The 17,953-nt window shown below is 64.0% G+C and carries 17 protein-coding genes; 9 read left to right on the top strand and 8 right to left on the bottom strand.

Features of this window, described 5'->3' with window-relative positions:
* The first annotated feature begins 109 nt into the window (after positions 1-109).
* Both CAG11_RS09330 and CAG11_RS09325 read left to right on the top strand, forming a co-directional pair.
* Positions 110-691 carry a YceI family protein gene (locus CAG11_RS09330; protein ID WP_085596106.1) on the top strand — a complete coding sequence of 194 codons (582 nt, stop codon included), beginning with the start codon at positions 110-112 and terminating at the stop codon, positions 689-691.
* A 1-nt stretch (position 692) separates the two neighbouring features.
* Positions 693-1,850, top strand: a complete 1,158-nt coding sequence (locus CAG11_RS09325) for a phosphatidylserine/phosphatidylglycerophosphate/cardiolipin synthase family protein (protein WP_085596105.1) — start codon at positions 693-695, stop codon at positions 1,848-1,850.
* 240 nt (positions 1,851-2,090) lie between these two features.
* Here the strand turns inward: CAG11_RS09325 and bglX are convergent, their stop codons facing one another.
* Positions 2,091-4,382, bottom strand: coding sequence for a beta-glucosidase BglX (gene bglX / locus CAG11_RS09320; RefSeq protein WP_085596104.1), 2,292 nt, complete (start codon positions 4,380-4,382; stop codon positions 2,091-2,093).
* A 332-nt stretch (positions 4,383-4,714) separates the two neighbouring features.
* On the opposite strand from bglX, the gene CAG11_RS09315 reads away from it, so the two are divergent.
* The 7 genes from CAG11_RS09315 (at position 4,715) to CAG11_RS09285 (ending at position 10,050) form a co-directional block, all read left to right on the top strand.
* Complete coding sequence (locus tag CAG11_RS09315; protein WP_022642785.1) at positions 4,715-5,323, top strand: LemA family protein; 609 nt, start codon at positions 4,715-4,717, stop codon at positions 5,321-5,323.
* Positions 5,323-6,246 carry a YgcG family protein gene (locus CAG11_RS34355; protein WP_085596103.1) on the top strand — a complete coding sequence of 308 codons (924 nt, stop codon included), beginning with the start codon at positions 5,323-5,325 and terminating at the stop codon, positions 6,244-6,246. Before CAG11_RS09315 ends, CAG11_RS34355 begins: the two co-directional genes overlap by 1 nt.
* A 33-nt stretch (positions 6,247-6,279) precedes the next feature.
* Positions 6,280-7,032: a YgcG family protein gene (locus CAG11_RS09305; protein ID WP_085596131.1), complete on the top strand. Its 753-nt coding sequence runs from the start codon at positions 6,280-6,282 to the stop codon at positions 7,030-7,032.
* Between the two features lie 30 nt (positions 7,033-7,062).
* Positions 7,063-7,680, top strand: coding sequence for a TPM domain-containing protein (locus tag CAG11_RS09300; RefSeq protein WP_085596102.1), 618 nt, complete (start codon positions 7,063-7,065; stop codon positions 7,678-7,680).
* 130 nt (positions 7,681-7,810) lie between these two features.
* Positions 7,811-9,031 carry an SAM-dependent methyltransferase gene (locus CAG11_RS09295; RefSeq protein ID WP_085596101.1) on the top strand — a complete coding sequence of 407 codons (1,221 nt, stop codon included), beginning with the start codon at positions 7,811-7,813 and terminating at the stop codon, positions 9,029-9,031.
* Between the two features lie 120 nt (positions 9,032-9,151).
* Positions 9,152-9,733: a DJ-1/PfpI family protein gene (locus CAG11_RS09290; protein WP_085596100.1), complete on the top strand. Its 582-nt coding sequence runs from the start codon at positions 9,152-9,154 to the stop codon at positions 9,731-9,733.
* Between the two features lie 14 nt (positions 9,734-9,747).
* A complete protein-coding gene (locus CAG11_RS09285; RefSeq protein ID WP_085596099.1) occupies positions 9,748-10,050 on the top strand; it encodes a ribbon-helix-helix domain-containing protein in 303 nt (100 codons plus the stop codon).
* A gap of 196 nt (positions 10,051-10,246) precedes the next feature.
* On the opposite strand, the gene CAG11_RS09280 is transcribed toward CAG11_RS09285, so the two are convergent.
* The 7 genes from CAG11_RS09280 to CAG11_RS09250 all read right to left on the bottom strand — a co-directional run bounded on the left by CAG11_RS09280 (position 10,247) and on the right by CAG11_RS09250 (position 17,919).
* On the bottom strand, positions 10,247-10,867 hold the full coding sequence (locus tag CAG11_RS09280; RefSeq protein WP_085596098.1) for a hypothetical protein: 621 nt from the start codon (positions 10,865-10,867) through the stop codon (positions 10,247-10,249).
* Positions 10,868-10,876: 9 nt separating this feature from the next.
* Positions 10,877-11,167, bottom strand: coding sequence for a hypothetical protein (locus CAG11_RS09275; protein ID WP_177409083.1), 291 nt, complete (start codon positions 11,165-11,167; stop codon positions 10,877-10,879).
* A gap of 197 nt (positions 11,168-11,364) precedes the next feature.
* Positions 11,365-13,926, bottom strand: a complete 2,562-nt coding sequence (locus CAG11_RS09270) for a TonB-dependent receptor (RefSeq protein WP_085596097.1) — start codon at positions 13,924-13,926, stop codon at positions 11,365-11,367.
* Between the two features lie 121 nt (positions 13,927-14,047).
* Complete coding sequence (locus tag CAG11_RS09265) at positions 14,048-15,010, bottom strand: FecR domain-containing protein (RefSeq protein ID WP_085596096.1); 963 nt, start codon at positions 15,008-15,010, stop codon at positions 14,048-14,050.
* Positions 15,007-15,555, bottom strand: a complete 549-nt coding sequence (locus CAG11_RS09260) for an RNA polymerase sigma factor (protein WP_085596095.1) — start codon at positions 15,553-15,555, stop codon at positions 15,007-15,009. The genes CAG11_RS09265 and CAG11_RS09260 overlap by 4 nt, the downstream gene beginning before the upstream one ends.
* Before the next feature lie 154 nt (positions 15,556-15,709).
* On the bottom strand, positions 15,710-17,293 hold the full coding sequence (locus CAG11_RS09255) for a rhodanese-related sulfurtransferase (protein WP_085596094.1): 1,584 nt from the start codon (positions 17,291-17,293) through the stop codon (positions 15,710-15,712).
* Entirely contained in the window at positions 17,290-17,919 is a 630-nt protein-coding gene (locus CAG11_RS09250; protein ID WP_085596093.1) for a cysteine dioxygenase, read from the bottom strand. The genes CAG11_RS09255 and CAG11_RS09250 overlap by 4 nt, the downstream gene beginning before the upstream one ends.
* Positions 17,920-17,953: the final 34 nt, after the last annotated feature.

Here is a 17,953-nt window from a genome sequence, read left to right as displayed (position 1 = left end):
TCTTTTGGCACCGTATCAATCGCCTTTAGCCCCGGCTAACGGTGTCCCGAGGGTTTGCCAGCCTCCGGGCGCCCGGTTAAGGTGGCGCCTTCTGTTCTCGGGAGCTTGCATGCGTACCTCGATCCGCCTTCTTCTCAGCCTGCTGGCAGTGCTGGCCCTTCCGGCCCAGGCCAACTGGTACCTGGACAACGAGTCCTCGCGTATTTCCTTCGTGACCACCAAGAACGCCAGCATTTGCGAGGTCCAGCGCTTCCTGGTGCTGCATGGCAAGGTCGATGGCAAGGGACTGGCCCAGCTGCAGCTGGAGCTGGACTCGGTCAGCAGCGGCATCCCCCTGCGTGACGAACGCATGCGCCAGGACCTGTTCCAGGTCCAGCAGTTTCCCGAGGCCCGGGTCACTGCGCAGATCAACCTGCGGCCGATCAACGACCTGGCCAATGGCGCGCAGATCGAACTGCTGCTGCCGATCACTGTGAGCCTGCACGGCCAGGAGCACACCTACAACGCCGAGTTGCTGGCCACGCGCCTGGACGAGCGGCGTTTCCAGGTGGTGACCCTGGAGCCCCTGGTCCTCAACGCCGAGGATTTCAACCTGGCGCCGGGCCTGGACAGCCTGCGCAAGGTCGCCGGTTTGTCGGCCATCAGTTTCTCGGTACCGGTGGGTGCGGTGCTGATCTTCACGGCGCGCTGAAATGCGCGGAGCGGTTTTCCCCTGGCGCGAAGGCAACCGCTTCGAGTTACTGGTCGACGGGCCCGAGTTCTTCCCACGCATGCTGGTGGCCATTGCCCGCGCCCAGCAGCAGGTGGAGCTGGAGTTGTACCTGGTGGAAGCCGGCTCCTGCGCGCAGGCCATGGTCCAGGCTCTGGTCCAGGCCGCCGAGCGCGGCGTACGGGTACGCTGCCTGTTCGACGACTATGGCAGCCTGGCCTTCACCCAGGCCCTGCGCCGCAGCTTGACCGACGCTGGCGTCGAGTTGCGCTTGTACAACCGCCTGCAGTGGCGCCAGGGCTGGCTCAACCTCTATCGCGATCATCGCAAGCTGCTGTTGGTGGACCGTTCCCTGGCGGTGGTAGGGGGAACCGGGGTCACCGACGAATTCTGGCTGCCGGAACGCAACAGCTGCGACTGGCACGAGGTGATGGTGCAGATCAGCGGCCCGATGGTGGCTGACTGGCAGGTGCTGTTCGACCGCCAGTGGGATGCCAACCCGCATCGCGGAGCCTGGAAACCCAACGCCGATTTCGGCCTGCAACGCTTGCCGCGCCTGCCCGATAGCGGCGAGGGCATGGGCCGGGTGGCCTATGCCGATGCCCGCCAGCATCGCGATATCCTGCATTCGTTGATCCGGGCCCTGCACAGCGGCCAACGACGGGTCTGGCTGGCCACGCCGTACTTCCTGCCCACCTGGTCGGTGCGTCGCTCGCTGCGCAAGGCGGCGGCCCGGGGCCTGGATGTGCGCCTGCTGCTGACCGGCCCCCGTACCGACCACCCGGCGGTGCGCTATGCCGGGCACCGCTACTATCCGCGCCTGCTCAAGGCCGGGGTGCGGATCTTCGAGTACCAGCCCTGTTTCCTGCACCTGAAGATGGTGCTGGTGGACGATTGGGTGAGCGTCGGCTCATGCAACTTCGACCACTGGAACCTGCGCTTCAACCTGGAAGCCAACCTGGAAGCCCTGGACCCGGCGCTGACCGCCGCAGTGGTGGCGAGCTTCGAGAGGGACTTTGTCCAGAGCGAGGAGGTCAGCCTGGCGGTGTGGCGCAACCGGCCTTTGTGGCGCCGGATCAAGCAGCGGATCTGGGGCTGGGTCGATCGCCTGGTGGTCAACCTGCTGGATCGGCGCGGCTGACCGTCACGGCTGATACGGCTGACTGTAGCCGCTGCCGCAGGCTGCGCATGAGCGCGAAGCGGTCGCGGCGGTCGTGGGTCCGATGGAGGCTGGCGGGAGATCGACAAGCAAGGTCCTGCGGACCTTTGCGCAGCCTCCCAGGCTCGGCAGCGGCTGCAGATATTGCAGCGATTGCGGGGATTACAGGGGATTGCAGAGGCAGCCGGCCGACGCAGGTCATGCGCCAGCCGGTGAGGGGGATCAGAGCAGTTCGAAGCTCTGTTGCTGGACGTCCTGGGAATCCAGGCCGATCTGTACGTTGAAGTCGCCAGGTTCGGCGGCGTACTTGAGCTGGGCGTTGTAGAACTTCAGGTCGTCTTCGTTGATGTCGAAGCGGATGACCTTCTCTTCGCCGGCCTTGAGCATGACCTTCTGGAAGTTCTTCAGCTCCTTGATCGGACGAATGATCGAGCCGGCCACATCCTGGATGTACAACTGCACCACGGTCTCGCCATCACGCTTGCCGGTGTTCTTCAAGGTCACGCTGGCCTCCAGCTTGCCGCCCTTGTGCAAGGTGGTGGCGGACAGGGCCATGTCCGACAGGCTGAAGCGGGTGTAGCTCAAGCCATAGCCGAACGGGAACAGCGGGCCGGTGATGTCATCGAAGTACTGCGAGGTGTAGTTGCCCGGCTTGCCCGGGGTGAACGGCCGGCCGATGGTCAGGTGGTTGTAGTAGGTCGGGATCTGGCCCACGGAGCGCGGGAAGGTGATCGGCAACTTGCCCGAGGGGTTGTAGTCGCCGAACAGCACGTCGGCGATGGCGTTGCCGCCCTCGGTGCCGCTGAACCAGGTTTCCAGGATCGCGTCGGCCTGCTGGTTTTCCTCCAGCAGGGTCAGTGGCCGGCCATTCATCAGCACCAGCACCAGGGGCTTGCCGGTGGCCTTGAGGGCCTTGATCAGCGCCCGCTGGCTGGCCGGGATGTTCAGCTCGGTGCGGCTCGAGGATTCATGGGACATGCCCCGCGACTCGCCCACGGCGGCGACGATCACGTCAGAAGCCTGGGCTGCCTTCACGGCCTCGTCGATCATCTGTTGCGCCGGACGTGGGTCGTCCACCACTTCCGGGGCGTCGAAGTTGAGGAAGTTCAGGTAGTCCACCACCTTCTTGTCGTCGGTAATGTTCGAGCCCCGGGCGTAGACCAGCCGGGCCTGGTCGCCCAGCACATTGCGCATGCCGTCGTAGAGGGTCACCGATTGCGCCGGCACGCCGGCGGCGGCCCAGCTGCCCATCATGTCGATCGGTGCCTTGGCCAATGGGCCGACCACGGCGATCCTGGCGGTCTTTTTCAGCGGCAGGGTGTCGTTCTGGTTCTTCAGCAGTACCAGGCTGCGCCGGGCGATATCCCGGGCGTCGCTGCGGTGCAGGCGGCTCTCGGCGTTGGTGTCGGCCGGATCGTCCTCGGCCTTGCCGATGCGCAGGTACGGATCCTTGAACAGGCCCATGTCGTACTTGGCCCCCAACACCTCACGCACGGCGTTGTCGATGTCCTTCTGTTCGATCTCGCCGGACTTGAGCAGCCCGGGCAATTCCTTGCCATACAGCGAGTCGTTCATGCTCATGTCGATGCCGGCCTTGATCGCCAGCTTGGCGGCCTCGCGACCGTCCTTGGCGACGCCATGGCGGATCAGTTCGATGATCGCGCCGTGGTCGCTCACCGCCAGGCCCTTGAAGCCCCACTCCTTGCGCAGCAGGTCGTTCATCAACCAGGTGTTGGAGGTGGCGGGCACGCCATTGATCGAGTTCAGGGCCACCATCACCCCACCGGCACCGGCGTCGATCGCCGCGCGGTAGGGCGGCAGGTAGTCCTGGTACATCTTCACCGGGCTCATGTCGACGATGTTGTAGTCGCGACCGCCTTCCACCGCACCGTACAGGGCGAAGTGCTTGACGCTGGCCATGATGCTGTCGGGTGCCGCCGGGCTCTTGCCCTGGTAGGCGTTGACCATCACCTTGGCGATTCGCGAGACCAGGTAGGTGTCTTCGCCGAAGCCTTCGGACGTCCGGCCCCAGCGTGCATCGCGGGAGATGTCGACCATCGGTGCGAAGGTGATGTCCAGGCTGTCGGCGCTGGCTTCCTGGGCGGCGATACGCCCGGAGCGGCCGATGGCGTCCATGTCCCAGCTGGAGGCCAGGGCCAGGCTGATGGGGAAGATGGTCCGGTGGCCGTGGATCACGTCGTAGGCGAAGAACATCGGGATCTTCAGGCGGCTGCGCATGGCCGCGTCCTGCATCGGCCGGTTTTCCGGGCGCGAGATGGAGTTGAAGGTGGCTCCGATATTACCGGCGGCGATCTCCTTGCGGATCAGTTCCCGGGGCATTTCCGGGCCGATGCTGATCAGGCGCAACTGGCCGATCTTTTCCTGCAGGGTCATCCGCTTGAGCAGATCGGTGATAAAGGCTTCCTTGTTCTCCAAGGGGACCGGGGCAGACTCGGCCAATACAGGGTGACTGGCCAGGCTGACCAGCAGCCCCAGCAAACACAGCTTCTTCATGAATTTGTTCTCAAGGGCTCAAGACCGACGCATGAGTGACGCGCCGAACAGCCAAAATTTAGGGGGCAGCTATTGTTGTTCAGATAATTCCCGCACACTTCAGGCCGTGTGAAAACTGCTGCATTCGGCAATACGGCGTTAAAAACAGGCTTGTCTTGCCTTGACTCGCGACGTTTTCACACAGTCTTATTTCTGAACTCTTTTTCGCGCTGGGCATCTTTTAGCCCATCAGCGCGATGCATTCCAGTAGCGTTGGCAGATTTTGCCCTGCCAGGGCCTGAAAACACGGGCAAAAGATTCTCTTCAACCAGGTTGTGCAAGGAGCCTCACCCATGAACCTCACCCAAAGCCTGCGCTCGAGCTGGCCTGTCGCCGCCCTGTTGCTGCTCACCAGCCTGCTCAGCGGCTGCGGCATCAACAACATTCCTACCCTCGACGAGCAGGTCAAGGCCGATTGGGGCCAGGTGCAGAACCAGTACCAGCGCCGTGCCGACCTGATTCCCAACCTGGTGGAGACCGTCAAGGGCTACGCCAAGCACGAGCAGGAAACCCTGACTGCGGTGATCGAGGCCCGGGCCAAGGCGACCTCGATCCAAGTGGACGCCAGCACCCTGGACAACCCGGAAAAACTCAAGCAGTTCCAGCAGGCCCAGGACCAGTTGAGCGGTGCCCTGAGCCGCCTGATGGTGGTTTCCGAGCGCTACCCGGATCTCAAGGCCAACCAGAACTTCCTGGCCCTGCAATCCCAGCTCGAGGGCACCGAGAATCGTATCGCCGTGGCCCGCCGTGACTTCATCCTGGCGGTGCAGAAGTACAACACCGAGATCCGTACCTTCCCCGGTCGCCTGTGGCATAGCCTGATGTACAGCGACCTGCCGGTGCGCGAGTCGTTCGAGGCCACCAGCCCCGACGCCGACAAGGCCCCGCAAGTGAAATTCTGATGAACCACGGGCAGCGCGTGCTGCGAGGCGCGCTGCTGTGGCTATGGCTGGTGAGTGGCGCCGTACTGGCGCAGCAACCAGGGCCAACGCCCACGGATGGGATGCAGTTGCGTTCGGCGCAACCCACTGTCCAGGTCGGGCCCGTACCGGCCACTGCGACAGCGGTGCCGCTTGAAAGCCTGTTCCCCAAGCTGACGGGCAGGGTGGTGGACACGGCGCAGATGCTCACGCCTTCGGCGCAGGTCTACCTGACGCAGATGCTCGAACGGCTCGAGCAGAGCACCACCGACCAGGTGGTGGTGGTCACTGTGCCGAGCCTGGGCGGCTACAGCATCGAGGAGTTCGGCCTGCGACTGGGCCGGCACTGGGGGATCGGCCAGAAGGACAAGAACAACGGAGTCCTGCTGCTGGTGGCCAAGGATGATCGCAAGGTGCGGATCGAAGTGGGTTACGGCCTGGAAGGGCGGATCGACGATATCTGGGCGCACCTCATTATCAACGACTCGATCATTCCGTATTTCAAGGATGAGCTGTACTCCTCCGGGATCATTACCGGCACCACCTCCATCGTGCGTCTGCTGGAGCCCAACAGCACGCGGATGCTGGCGCACCGCTGGGTGGTGCAGAGCTGGTACCAGCAGATCGAATGGATGTGGTGGTTCAAGGTGTTGTTCTTCCTGGTGTTCGCTGTCTTGCCCCTGGGCGCGATCCTGGCTTCGTGGCGCAACAGCGAGGCTGAACCAGGCCGTGCCAGCGATGATCCGCCCACACGTGAACCCAGGGCCGAGCGTGATTCGGGATCGAGCAGTTCATTCGACTGGTTCGACTCCGGCAGTTCGAGTTCCGGCGCAAGTTCCGATTCGGATGGTTTCAGGGGCGGCGGTGGCGGTTTTGGTGGTGGCGGGGCATCCGGCAGTTGGTAGTGCAAGCGAAAAGTCATTGAGGACGAGGTGCTGATGCGACTCTATAAAATCGGCCTGGTGCTGTTGCTCTGGGTCTTGGCGATTTCGGCCCAGGCCGAGCTGAAGTTCCCGGCCCTGAGCGGGCGAGTGGTGGACGATGCGCAGATGCTCGAGCCGGCCACGCGCGCCCAGTTGACCCAGGAACTTGCAGCCCATGAGCAGGCCACCAGTGAACAATTGGTGGTGGTGACCCTGGCGAACCTGCAGGGCGCCACCATCGAGGATTATGGCTACCAGCTGGGGCGCCACTGGGGCATCGGCCAGAAGGACAAGAACAACGGCGCGCTGCTGATCGTTGCCCGGGATGAGCGCAAGCTGCGCATCGAAGTGGGCTATGGCCTGGAGGATCGCCTGACCGATGCCCAGGCCTCGGTGATCATCAACCAGGTCATCACCCCGGCGTTCAAGAACGGGCAGTTCAGCAAGGGCATCAGCGACGGGGTTTCGGCGATGCTCCTGGTGCTGGGCGGCACGCCGCTGGATGAGCCAGCCACCGCATACGATACGGGGCAGAGCAGTGGCCAGGATGACTTTGTGCAGCGCCATCCATTGCTGTTCATCTTCCTGGTGCTGCTGTTCATCCTGGTGATCATGGTCGCGCAGGCGCTCGGTTTGATCTCCACCACCAGCGGCCGCGGTGGCGGTGGTGGTTTCGGAGGCGGCGGATTTGGCGGCGGGTCCGGCGGTGGCGGTTTCAGCGGTGGCGGCGGCAGCTTCGGCGGCGGTGGTTCGTCCGGTGGCTGGTAACTCAAAATAAAAAATCGGATATCCAACGACATGGCATTACTCAGTGAATTCGAACAACGGCAGGTGGCCGAAGCCATTGCCCGGGTGGAGCAGCAAACCGACGCCGAACTGGTGACGGTGCTGGCCGCCCGAGCCGACGACTACGCCTATATCCCGCTGCTCTGGGCCAGCCTCGTGGCGCTGGTGGTGCCAGGCCTGGTGCACTACGTCACCGGCTGGCTGAACATGCACCTGTTGTTGCTGGCGCAATGGGCGACCTTCATCGTGCTGTGCCTGGTGTTCCGCCTGCCGCGGATCACCACCCGGCTGATCCCGCGTTCGGTAAGGCATTGGCGGGCCTCGAACCTGGCCCGGCGCCAGTTCCTCGAGCAGAACCTGCACCACACCGTTGGTGGTACCGGGGTGCTGATCTTCGTCAGCGAGGCCGAGCGCTACGTGGAGATCCTGGTGGACGAGGGTATTTCCAAGCGCCTGGACGACAAGCGCTGGGACACCATCGTCCGCGCCTTCACCCAGCAGGTGAGGCAAGGCCAGACCTTGCAGGGCTTTCTCGACTGCATCGACTCCAGTGGCGAGCTGCTCAAGGAGCACGTGCCCCTGACCCAATCGCGCAACGAGCTGCCCAACCGCCTGGTGGTGCTCAACTGAGCCCTGAGGGCTCGGTTGCTGAAGAATCTGCGCCGTCGGGTCAATAACTCCGTGCCCCGACGGCCCATCCCCCCTAAAATACCCGCCATTTCCCGATTCGCACCCCGCACCGCCCGAGGCTCCTGCCCCCATGTCCGTCACCGCACCTTCCGTCCGGCCCGCGCCGGACCACCATGCCCAGTTCCTGCAATTGCTGGAGACCAGCCTGGCGCAAAACGCCTTCATCAAGCTGGTGCTGGCCAAGCACGTGGGCGCCGAGGCGGACCTGCAACGGCTGATCATCAAGCAGCTGACGGTCAAGGAGCAGCCGTGCCTGTCCTTCGTCTATCGCTACAAGACCCGCGATATCACCAAGAACTTCTCCCTGGACGAAGGCATTGCCGCCATCGCCGAGCTGCTGCCGGCTTCGTTCAAGAACGCCCATTTGCTGACCCTGACCGATGAGATCCAGCTGGAGTACAGCAAGAAGGGCAAGAGCTCGTTGTTCAAGGGCAAGCCGCAAACCCAGCGCGATGTGCCGTCCGCCGAGCACAACCGCGAGAAGAACCGCTTCCTCGACCTGGACCGGCCGTTCCTCGCCGACCTGGGCGTGACCAACAAGCAGCACGAGCTGATTCCGGCGATGTCGCGCAAGTGGAAGCAGATCAACAAGTTCATCGAAGTCTTCAGCCATGCCCTGGGCAGCTCGCCGATCGACCTTGCGCAGCCGGTGCGAGTGGCGGACTTCGGCTCAGGCAAGGGTTACCTGACCTTCGCCATCCACGACTACCTGCGCAATACCCTCAAGGCCCAGGGCGAGGTCACCGGGGTCGAGCTGCGCGAAGACATGGTGACCCTGTGCAACGCCGCCGCCGCGCGCCTGGAGCATCCCGGCCTGGTGTTCAAGTGCGGTGATGTGCGCAGCGTGGCCCCCAGCGAACTGGAAGTGATGATCGCCCTGCATGCCTGCGACATCGCCACCGACTACGCGATCCACACCGGCATCCGCTCCGGGGCGGCGATCATCATGTGCTCGCCGTGCTGCCACAAGCAGATCCGCCAGCAGATCCAGAGTCCGGCGTTGCTCAAGCCGATGCTGCAATACGGCCTGCACCTGGGGCAGCAGGCCGAGATGGTCACCGACAGCCTGCGGGCGCTGTTCCTCGAGGCCTGTGGTTACGAAACCAAGGTCTTCGAGTTCATCTCCCTGGAGCACACCAACAAGAACAAGATGATCCTCGCGGTCAAGCGTGCCGAGCCCCAGGATCCGACCCAGTTGCTGGCGCGGATCGACGAACTCAAGGCCTTCTACCGCATCAGCGAACACTGCCTGGAAACCCTGCTCAAGGCCGACGGCTACCTCGCGGGATAAGCTTCGAACTTGCCGCTTGTGGCTTGCAGCTGTAGTAGTCGGTTATTACCCGGCCGCAAGGATAAGGACTACCTTGAATACTCCTTCCGCCCACGTGCTTGTTTAAAAGGAGTCCACTCCATGGCCGCGAAAAAGATCCTCATGCTGGTTGGCGACTACGTCGAAGACTACGAAGCGATGGTGCCGTTCCAGGCCCTGCTGATGGTCGGGCACACGGTGCACGCCGTGTGCCCGGACAAGAGCGCCGGGCAGACCGTGCGCACGGCCATCCACGACTTCGAGGGCGACCAGACCTACAGCGAGAAGCCTGGGCACCTGTTCGCCCTGAACTTCGACTTCGCCAAGGTGCAGTCCAGCGACTACGACGCGCTGCTGATCCCCGGCGGCCGTGCCCCGGAATACCTGCGCCTGAACGAACAGGTGCTGCAACTGGTCAAGGAGTTCGACCGGGCTGGCAAGCCGATTGCCGCGGTATGCCACGGTGCGCAACTGCTGGCGGCGGCGGGCATCCTCGAAGGCCGCGAATGCAGCGCCTACCCGGCCTGCGCTCCGGAAGTGCGGTTGGCGGGAGGCACCTATATCGATATCCCCGTGACGCAAGGCCATGTCCAGGGCAACCTGGCCACAGCCCCGGCCTGGCCGGCCCATCCCAACTGGCTGGCCGGTTTCCTGGGCCTGCTGGGCACCCGGATCACCCTGTAAGCGAGTACCACGCCATGTGCGAGCTGTACGTCAAGGCCGACCCGATCCTCTACGAATCGCGTTCGCGTTCGCTGCGCATCTGTGGCGTGGTCACCACCCTGCGCCTGGAAAACCAGTTCTGGGACATCCTCGGCGAGATCGCCGAAGTGGACGGCATGACCACCAACCAGCTGATTGCCAAGCTGTATGAAGAGGTCATGGACTACCGTGGCGAGGTGGTGAACTTCGCCTCCTTCCTGCGGGTCAGTTGCACCCGCTACCTGAGCCAGCGACGCACCACTGCCCCCGACCTTAACCTGGTTCGCCTCAACCGATGATCAGTCGAGAACTATCGCGTCTGTAAACGCGATAGTCGAGATACAAGCCGCTGCCGAGCCTGCGAAGCTGCGCACGCCCCGAAGGGGCGCAAGGTCTGCGCTGTAGATGCCAAGCAAGGTCCTGCGGACCTTTGCGCAGCCGCAAAAGCTCGAAAGGGGCTACAGGGGCTATAGGGGCTCTGCTCAAGGCCGAAGGTCACAACCCCAGGCGCACCAGCTGGCGCAGGTCGGCGATCACCGCCGGGTTGCCGCCTTCGAGCACATCCAGGCGGATCTGCGCGATCAGTGATTTCAGCAGTTCGGTCTGGGTCATCCGCGTCGCCTGCAGCAGGCGCGCGAGATCCTCGGCCACATAGTGGTTCACCTTAAGCGACAGGCGTTTCATTGCATTCACGGCAGGTATCTGGCGGACCTCGGCCTGTTGGGCCAGGTACTGGGCGAAGTCGTCGTGCACTTGTTCCAGGGCAGGTACAAGGGGGGCGCTGAAGTAATAGCTGAAGAACAGCTTGCGCATCTGCACCCCGGCGTCCTCGGCCACCGAGTGCATCGCGGCGTCCAGCACGTCGAGGTAGACCGCAGGCAGCCGCGCCTCGATGGAGGTCAGTTGCTGGCGGCGCGCTTCCTTGATCGCCGGGGTCGACTGGGGGGGAATGGCTACCGTGGTAGCGCACTGATCGCAGACCCCCACCAGGATCTCCCGGGCCTGGCCGTTGCCGTCGCTGAAGGGCACGTCGCGTCGGGTGTAGGTAATGCCCATGACCTGCTGGCAATGCTCACAAAGTGCCTTGCCCCGGTCGCCCTGAAGATAGAGTTTCATGGGTTGTCCTCATCGGTGAACGCTGATGAACCACGCATCTGGCTCGATAAAGTAGAACTTGATGTACCAGCCCGCCTTCTTCAGCACATGGACGGCAAGGTCCGGGACGCTGTGGTGGGCACTGCACTGGTGGTCGCTGCCCTTGCAGGCACCGATGACCTCGATCAGTTGGCCGGCCGAAACCTCGCCGGTGGCCAGCAGGTTCTTGAGTTCGATCGAGCCGCGTGCGGCATGCAGATAGTGACCGCTCTGTAGTGCACTGATCAGGTCCCGCCTGACCTTCCTGAAGCCTCTGTCCATGATGCTTGCCTGCTTGTACGATATCTATCGTACAGAATCAATATGGAGTTGACTGAAAGCGCCCAAAGGCATTTCAGCGGTTTTCAGGGGGGAGTCGATCTTAGCCCGGCAGGCGCGGGCAGGAGGGCAGGGTTAAAGGCTTGCAATATATCGGTGATGCTTCGCCTGGCGCAGCGTGCTGTGCCAGGCGAAGGCCTTCAGAAGAACCGCGTCACGCTGATCTTGGCGTTGCGCCCCAGGCTGTAGGCGTTGTCGCCACTGAGCGGTGGGCGGTAGTCGCGGTTGAACATGTTGTCCAGGGTGAAGTTGACTTCGGTGCCCTTGAGGTAGGCCTGCTGGGGTTTCCAGTTGGCGAACAGCCCGTGCACGTTGTAGCGGTCGTTGCCGTACTGGTTCCAGTAGGAGTCGCCCAAGTCGCTGGCCGGACCGCTGGGGTACTTGTCGCTGGGCAGGCGGTCGGTCTGGCGCACCCATTGGCCCTGCCAGCCCACCTGGGCATCCCACTGGGGAATCTTCAGGCCCAGGGTCGCCACCCATTTGCGCGGCGGAATGTCCCGGGCCCAGACGTTCGGCCCCCAGGGATTGGTGTAGGCGCCCTGGTGTTTGCCGGTGATCCACGAATAGGACAGCGCGCCGAATAGGTAGGTGGAGTCGTAGTAGCTTTCGACTTCGAAGCCCTTGATGGTCAGGTCGCCGATATTGCGATACACCGACATCGGCGACTCTTTGCACACCTGGGCGATGCTCTTGCCGGTGCTCAGCTGCTCGGCGCAGCCGATGCCGGTGGCCTTGAGAATCTCGTCGCTGATCTTGTTCTGGAACACCGTGGTGCGGATCTGCGCGCTGTCGTTGTCGGTCAGCAGCTTGGAGAAGTTGTGGATGGTTCCCGCCCGCAGCGCGGTGATGCGTTCCGGGTCCAGGTTGCGGCTGGTGGCCGAGCGGGTGCTGCCGGGGGCCTGCACTTCGTACTGTTCGTCGATCACCGGCGCGCGCCAGGTCTTGCTGTAGTCGGCGAACAGCGCCAGGTTCGGGTTGACGTTCCAGTACGCCGAGAGCCGTGGCGACCAGCCGGTGTAGGTCTTGTCGCCATAGTCATGGCCGTCCTTGGGGTTGGTGCTGTTGTACAGCGGCGCGTCGTTTTCCTGGCCACGGTTGCGCACATGGTCATAGCGTAGCGACGGGGTCAGGGTGAAGTCCCCTAGGGTCACCGCGTCCTGAATGTAGAAGGCGTTGTTGTCGACCTTGCCATGGGGCATGAACCCCGGCTGGTAGTGGCCGTAGTTGTACTTGGGCACTTCATAGGTCTTGCCCGGCATCCACATGTCCACCTCGCGGGTGTGCTTGCGGATCTGCGTGCCGAGAGTCAAGGCGTGGTCCAGAGGACCGGTGCTGAAGCGGCTGATGTTGGTCACTTCGAGAATCTTGTCCTCGTAGCCCACGGTGATCTTGCGCCCGCCGGTGACCGGTTGATAGAAGGCGGTCGGGCCGCGTTCGTCGGTCTGATCGGTCTTGGAGTTGGAATACTGGACCTTGAGGTCGACCCAGGGGTTGTCCACCGGCTGGTACTCGTACTTGGCCAGCCAGGTGGTGTCGATGGTGTTGCGCTGGGCCAGGTAGCGCTTGGTGGCGCCGTCATAGCCGTACTTGTCGATGTTGGCCTTGCTTGGCGGCTCCGGGTAGTTCTTGGCCGAGAAGGGGGCCCAGATATCGCTGTCGGAGCTGCTGTAGGTGAAGCCCAGGCGCTGCTCGTCGGTCAGTTGCATGTTGAGCTTGAATAGCTGGCCGTCCAGGTCCTGGGCGGTATTGGGCTGGCGCTTGGGGTTGACCAGGTACTGGTTGCGCGGATCGGGGATCGAACTGGCCAGCTTCATGTCGTCGCCATCGCGTTTGGTCCAGTAGGCCAGGGCATCGAAGCGATGATCGTCGGTGCGGCCATAGACCGCAGAGGTGTAGGCCTGCTGATGGTCGTTGCTGCTGTAGCCGTACTTGACCATGGCACCGACATTGCGCCCGTCCTGCAACAGGTCCGGGGCGTCCTTGGTCTCGGTGTGCACGGTGCCGCCGAAGCCACCATTGCCGGTCTTGGGCGAGTGCGGGCCCTTTTCCACCTCGACCCGGCGGATCAGTTCCGGCTCGATGAAGATCACCCCTTGCTGGTAGCGCTCGAAGCCGCTCTTGGTGGCGCCGTCGACGGTGATCGGCACATCCTCGGCGTCTCCCAGGCCCCAGATATTAATGGTCTGGCCACCCGGTTTCAGCGAGCCGCCCAGGCTCACGCCGGGCAGGGTATCGATCAGGCTGACCACGTTGTTGGCCTGATGGCGATCGATCTCCGCCTGGTTCAGAGTCGAGCGGCCGACGCTGGAGGAGTCCACCACCGAGCCGTTGCCGATCACGCTCGTGGCCCCCAGTTGCAAGGCCGAGCCGCTGCTCTGGCTGGTTTCGGCAGGGCGCACGATATAAGTGTTGTCGACCTTGACCAGGCTGAACTGACCGTTGCGCAGCAGCTGGCGGATCGCCTCTTCCGGGCTGTAGTCGCCTTGCAGGGCTGGCGCCTTGGCGTTACGCAGCAGTTGCTCGTCGAACAGCAGCTGGATTTTCGCTTGCTGGGCGATCTGGCTCAGGGACGCGGCCAGGGGCTGCGCCGGCAACTGGAAATGGATCGGCCCGGCATGGGCCTGCAGGCTGAAGGCCAGGCAGGCGGCCAGCAGGGTCGGGCGGGAATGGACTAAAGGTACAGGCAAGAGCGCGCGAAACATGACTTCCCCCAAATCGGCTTAAAGGCCGGAAAAGCGCTGCGGACAGATTGCAGACGGGAGGAAGACGGGGCAGTGAAAAAAAACCTCATATGCAAATGAAAAATATTCTCATGTGTCGAATTCAACGGGCTTCGATCTTCACCTGGCCATTGGCCAGGGCCACGGTTTTAACCGGGATCAGCGCGGGCAGGGCCTTGATCAGCGCATCCGGGTCGTTGACGTCCAGGTTGCCGGAAACCTTGTATGCACCCAGTGGACCTTCGGCCAGTTGTACCGGCTGGCGGCGGTAGAGGTTCAGCTCGTCCACCAGGCTGGCCAGGTCGCGGTTGCGAAAGGCCAGGTGCCCGGTACGCCAGTCGGCCACGTCATCGTTGTCCAGGGTCTGCTGGCGCAGGGTGCCCTTCTGCAAGTCGTAGATGGCTCGTTGCCGAGCACCCAGCAGTGCCAGGTCGTCGGTCCGGCCGTCCGGGCTGAATGCCACCTGGCCATGGGCGACGCTGACCACCAACTGGTGCTGGCCGCGCCGCACGTCGAAGGCGGTACCCACCACGCGCACCTTTGCCGCGCCGCTGTGGACCCACAACGGACGCTCCTTGTCGGCGGCCACCTCCAGGTACAGCTGGCCCTGTTGCAAGTAGACATCGCGCTGCTGCGCACTGAAGTCGACCTTCACCCGGGTGTTGGCATTCACATACAAAGTGCTGCCGTCGGGCAACTTGAAAGCCCGTGCCCCGTGTTCCTGGGCCGCGATCTGCTGGACATGGGGAGCTGGGGAGGTTCCCAGGTTGAGCGCCAGCACCGCGCACAGCACGGCGGCGGCCGCTGCCAGGGCCGGGCGCCAGGTCGGTGCCTTGCGCCGGGGCAGGGGGATCGGGCGGCTCAGTTGCTGCAACTGCGCCAGGTCGACCCAGAGTTCTTCGAATTCGGCATAGGCCCGGGCATGGGCCGGATGCGCCATCCAGGCATCGAAGGCCTTGCGGCTGGCGCGATCCGGGTCGTTGCGGTTACGAGCGAACCAACTGGCGGCCTCGACATCGATCTGCTCGTTGTCGTTGTCGTCGTGGCGGCCGGGAAAGCGGGTCATTCAGGCAGCTCCTTGCCGTTTTCTCGTTGTAGATGCTGCTTGCAGTGCAGCAGGGCAAAGGCGATGTGTTTTTCCACCATGCTGACGGAAATTCCCATGCGCTTGGCAATCTGTGCCTGGCTCAGCCCTTCGAAGCGGTGCAGCATAAGGGCTTCGCGGCGGCGCGGCGAGAGTTGGGCAAGGACTTCTTTCAATTGTTCCAGGCGTTGCAGGCGCTGGGCGGCGGGCAGCGGCTCGTGCCGTTCGTCGGCCAGGGGCTCGTTGTCGAAGCTGTCTTCGGGGTGGGCGTCCTGGTGCACCTTGCTGCGCACCTGCTGGCGTCGCCAGTGATCGCGCAACAGGTTGCGGGCCATCTGGAACAGGAAGGCCCGGGGCTGTTCCACCTGGGCCCGGTCACGGTAGTCGAGCCACTGGGTGAATACGTCCTGGGTCATGTCCGCCGCGTCGCTGGCGTTGTCCGTGCGCTTGCGCAGGAAATGCAGGATGTCCGCATAGAACCCGCGAACTGAGTCCACCGAAGCAGAGTCGGGCTTGGAGCGAGACATGGATATCCTTCTTGACGACGCGTTGGGCAGGAGGTCGCGAATGATATCGAGAATTATTGCTATTTGTCACTTGGCCATTTGATGGCACTTTCCAGGCGTCCATCAGCCCCCCGCAATGGCTTGTCGACCCGAGCCGACAAGCCATTGGCTGCCTTCAGATCACGAAGAACCCATGAGTGCCATCGCGTCCCAGCTGCGCCACCAGGCCGAACTCCCAGTCCAGGTAGGCCTGCATGGCGTCCCGGGGATTGTCGGTGCCCTCATAAGGGCGCCGGTAGCGATCGATGCGAGGCGAGGCCAGGCGCTGCTGGCCTTGCTCCACGGGCAGCCCGGCTTCGATCCAGGCACTGGTGCCGCCGCTGAGAACGAACACCGGGCGTTGGGCCAGGGCCTGCAAATGCGGGGCGACGAAGCGCGCCAGCAGGCTGCTGCCGCAGGTGAGGACGAAGCGCTCGGGTGGCGGCAGTTGCTCCAGGGCCTGGGCCAATTGGCTGGGCAAGACCCACCAGGCACCGGGGATATGGCGTTGTACATGGTTGGCGCTGGCAGTCACGTCCAGCACCAGGGTGCCGGGCTCGCGCAGCCAGTCGGCCAGGGTCCGCGGATTGATTTCCTCGACCGCCGGGCTGTCCGGCAATGGCGCCTGCCACGCCCCGCGCACGCTGAAATCGCTGCCCCGCAAGCCGTCGAGCACGGCCACTTGCCAGCCCATCTGCGCCAGCCAGGAAGCGCTCATGTTGGCCCGCACGCCATCGTCGTCCACCAGCACCAGGCGCGCGCCGCGCACGCTGGCGAAATGGTCGGTCTCCTGCACCAGCTGGCCGCCTGGGGTAGAGCGGGCGCCGGGCAGGTGGCCGGCGGCGAATTCTTCCGGGCTGCGCACATCGAACAGGTAGCTGGTGCGCTGGGGTTCGGCCTGCCAGCGGCGCCACTGGGCCAGGTCGATACGCGCCACGTCGGCCCGATCGGCCACCGCCCGGGCCGCGGCCTGGGCTTGCGCGCGATGGGCGCCGGCGTGTGCGCTGAAGCGCCGCTGCTGGCCGTGTTCCAGGGCCTGGCCGGCGAGGGTCCAGCCGATGGTGCCGTTGCGCAGGGCCGCCACCGGGTTGGGAATGCCGGCGTTCACCAGCGATTGGGTGCCGATGATGCTGCGGGTGCGTCCGGCGCAGTTGACCACCACCCGGGTTTGCGGATCGGGCGCCAGTTCGCGGACCCGCAGCACCAGTTCGGCCCCGGGCACGCTGGTACTGCCAGGGATGCTCATGGTCTGGTACTCGTCGAAGCGCCGGGCGTCGAGCACCACCAGGTCGGCTTGTTGATCGAGCAAGGCCTGCAACTCCTCGGCGGCCAGCGATGGCGTGTGGCGCTCGGCCTCCACCAGTTCGCCAAAGGCCTTGCTCGGTACGTTGACGTCCTTGAACAACTCGCCCCCGGCGTTGCGCCAACCGTCGAGGCCGCCCGCAAGCAGGGCGACATCGCTGTAGCCCAGTTGCCGCAGGCGGGCCGCGGCGCGTTCGGCCAGGCCTTCGCCCTGGTCGTAGAGGGTGATGGCGGTATCGCGCCTGGGGATGCGCGCATACACCTCCAGCTCCAGTTTCGACAGCGCGATATTGGCGGCGAACAGCGGATGGGCTTCGGCGAAGGGCGCTTCTTCACGCACGTCCACCAGGGCCAGCTCCTGGCGTTCGAGCAGGGCCTGGCGGATCTGTGCCGGGCTGCGGGTCGGGAAATCGGTCATTGCAGGGGCTCCTTCGACAGGTCCCAGAGGTTGGGCAGCAAGGTGTTGGAATAGCCGGAGATGAAGAGCTTCTCGTGACCGTCCAGGTCGTGCACCCCACGCCGCACCGCGCCGATGTTGGCACCGTAGACATGGATGCTGATGGACACCCGGTCGGCATGGGCGTTGGTCACCTGGTGGATATCGCCAATCTTCGGTGACACCGCTTCCACCTGGCCCGGCACCAGGCGCACCGGTGCCCCGGCAGGTTGCAGGCGGCCGTCGGCCAGGCGCTCGAAGCCCTGGGAGTCCTCGGCGCCGCGCAGCATGCCGATCAGGCCCCAGGTGCGGTGGTCATGAATCGGCGTGCGTTGGCCCGGGCCCCAGACGAAACTGACGACGGAGAAGCGTTGGCGCGAGTCGACGTGCAGCAGGAATTGCTGGTAGTGCTGCGGATCGGCCTGGGCGAAGGCGTCGGGCAGCCAGTCGTCCTGGCTTACCAGGCGTTGCAGCAAGGCCGCGCCCTGGTCCAGGACCCGGGCTTCGTCGGGATGACTGTCGAGCAGTTCGGCCAGCTCGCCGATGAAGCCGCGCAGGCGGGCCAGGTTGGGTGAGGCGATGGAGACGGTCGAGGCGTTGTGGGGCATGGGTTCCCTCCGTGGACACAGGACGAACGACACG

The organism is Pseudomonas sp. B6(2017), from assembly GCF_002112765.1.
Classification (GTDB): domain Bacteria; phylum Pseudomonadota; class Gammaproteobacteria; order Pseudomonadales; family Pseudomonadaceae; genus Aquipseudomonas; species Aquipseudomonas piscis.
The sequence above is the reverse complement of the archived record's forward strand: the minus strand, read 5'-3'. Positions and strand labels throughout refer to the sequence as shown.

What these genes read in the sequence shown, in the direction of transcription:
- CAG11_RS09330 (WP_085596106.1), top strand. Translation starts at nt 110, where the DNA reads ATGCGTACCTCGATCCGCCTTCTTCTCAGCCTGCTGGCAGTGCTGGCC.
- CAG11_RS09325 (WP_085596105.1), top strand. Translation starts at nt 693, where the DNA reads ATGCGCGGAGCGGTTTTCCCCTGGCGCGAAGGCAACCGCTTCGAGTTA.
- bglX (WP_085596104.1), bottom strand. Translation starts at nt 4,382, where the DNA reads ATGAAGAAGCTGTGTTTGCTGGGGCTGCTGGTCAGCCTGGCCAGTCAC.
- CAG11_RS09315 (WP_022642785.1), top strand. Translation starts at nt 4,715, where the DNA reads ATGAACCTCACCCAAAGCCTGCGCTCGAGCTGGCCTGTCGCCGCCCTG.
- CAG11_RS34355 (WP_085596103.1), top strand. Translation starts at nt 5,323, where the DNA reads ATGAACCACGGGCAGCGCGTGCTGCGAGGCGCGCTGCTGTGGCTATGG.
- CAG11_RS09305 (WP_085596131.1), top strand. Translation starts at nt 6,280, where the DNA reads ATGCGACTCTATAAAATCGGCCTGGTGCTGTTGCTCTGGGTCTTGGCG.
- CAG11_RS09300 (WP_085596102.1), top strand. Translation starts at nt 7,063, where the DNA reads ATGGCATTACTCAGTGAATTCGAACAACGGCAGGTGGCCGAAGCCATT.
- CAG11_RS09295 (WP_085596101.1), top strand. Translation starts at nt 7,811, where the DNA reads ATGTCCGTCACCGCACCTTCCGTCCGGCCCGCGCCGGACCACCATGCC.
- CAG11_RS09290 (WP_085596100.1), top strand. Translation starts at nt 9,152, where the DNA reads ATGGCCGCGAAAAAGATCCTCATGCTGGTTGGCGACTACGTCGAAGAC.
- CAG11_RS09285 (WP_085596099.1), top strand. Translation starts at nt 9,748, where the DNA reads ATGTGCGAGCTGTACGTCAAGGCCGACCCGATCCTCTACGAATCGCGT.
- CAG11_RS09280 (WP_085596098.1), bottom strand. Translation starts at nt 10,867, where the DNA reads ATGAAACTCTATCTTCAGGGCGACCGGGGCAAGGCACTTTGTGAGCAT.
- CAG11_RS09275 (WP_177409083.1), bottom strand. Translation starts at nt 11,167, where the DNA reads ATGGACAGAGGCTTCAGGAAGGTCAGGCGGGACCTGATCAGTGCACTA.
- CAG11_RS09270 (WP_085596097.1), bottom strand. Translation starts at nt 13,926, where the DNA reads ATGTTTCGCGCGCTCTTGCCTGTACCTTTAGTCCATTCCCGCCCGACC.
- CAG11_RS09265 (WP_085596096.1), bottom strand. Translation starts at nt 15,010, where the DNA reads ATGACCCGCTTTCCCGGCCGCCACGACGACAACGACAACGAGCAGATC.
- CAG11_RS09260 (WP_085596095.1), bottom strand. Translation starts at nt 15,555, where the DNA reads ATGTCTCGCTCCAAGCCCGACTCTGCTTCGGTGGACTCAGTTCGCGGG.
- CAG11_RS09255 (WP_085596094.1), bottom strand. Translation starts at nt 17,293, where the DNA reads ATGACCGATTTCCCGACCCGCAGCCCGGCACAGATCCGCCAGGCCCTG.
- CAG11_RS09250 (WP_085596093.1), bottom strand. Translation starts at nt 17,919, where the DNA reads ATGCCCCACAACGCCTCGACCGTCTCCATCGCCTCACCCAACCTGGCC.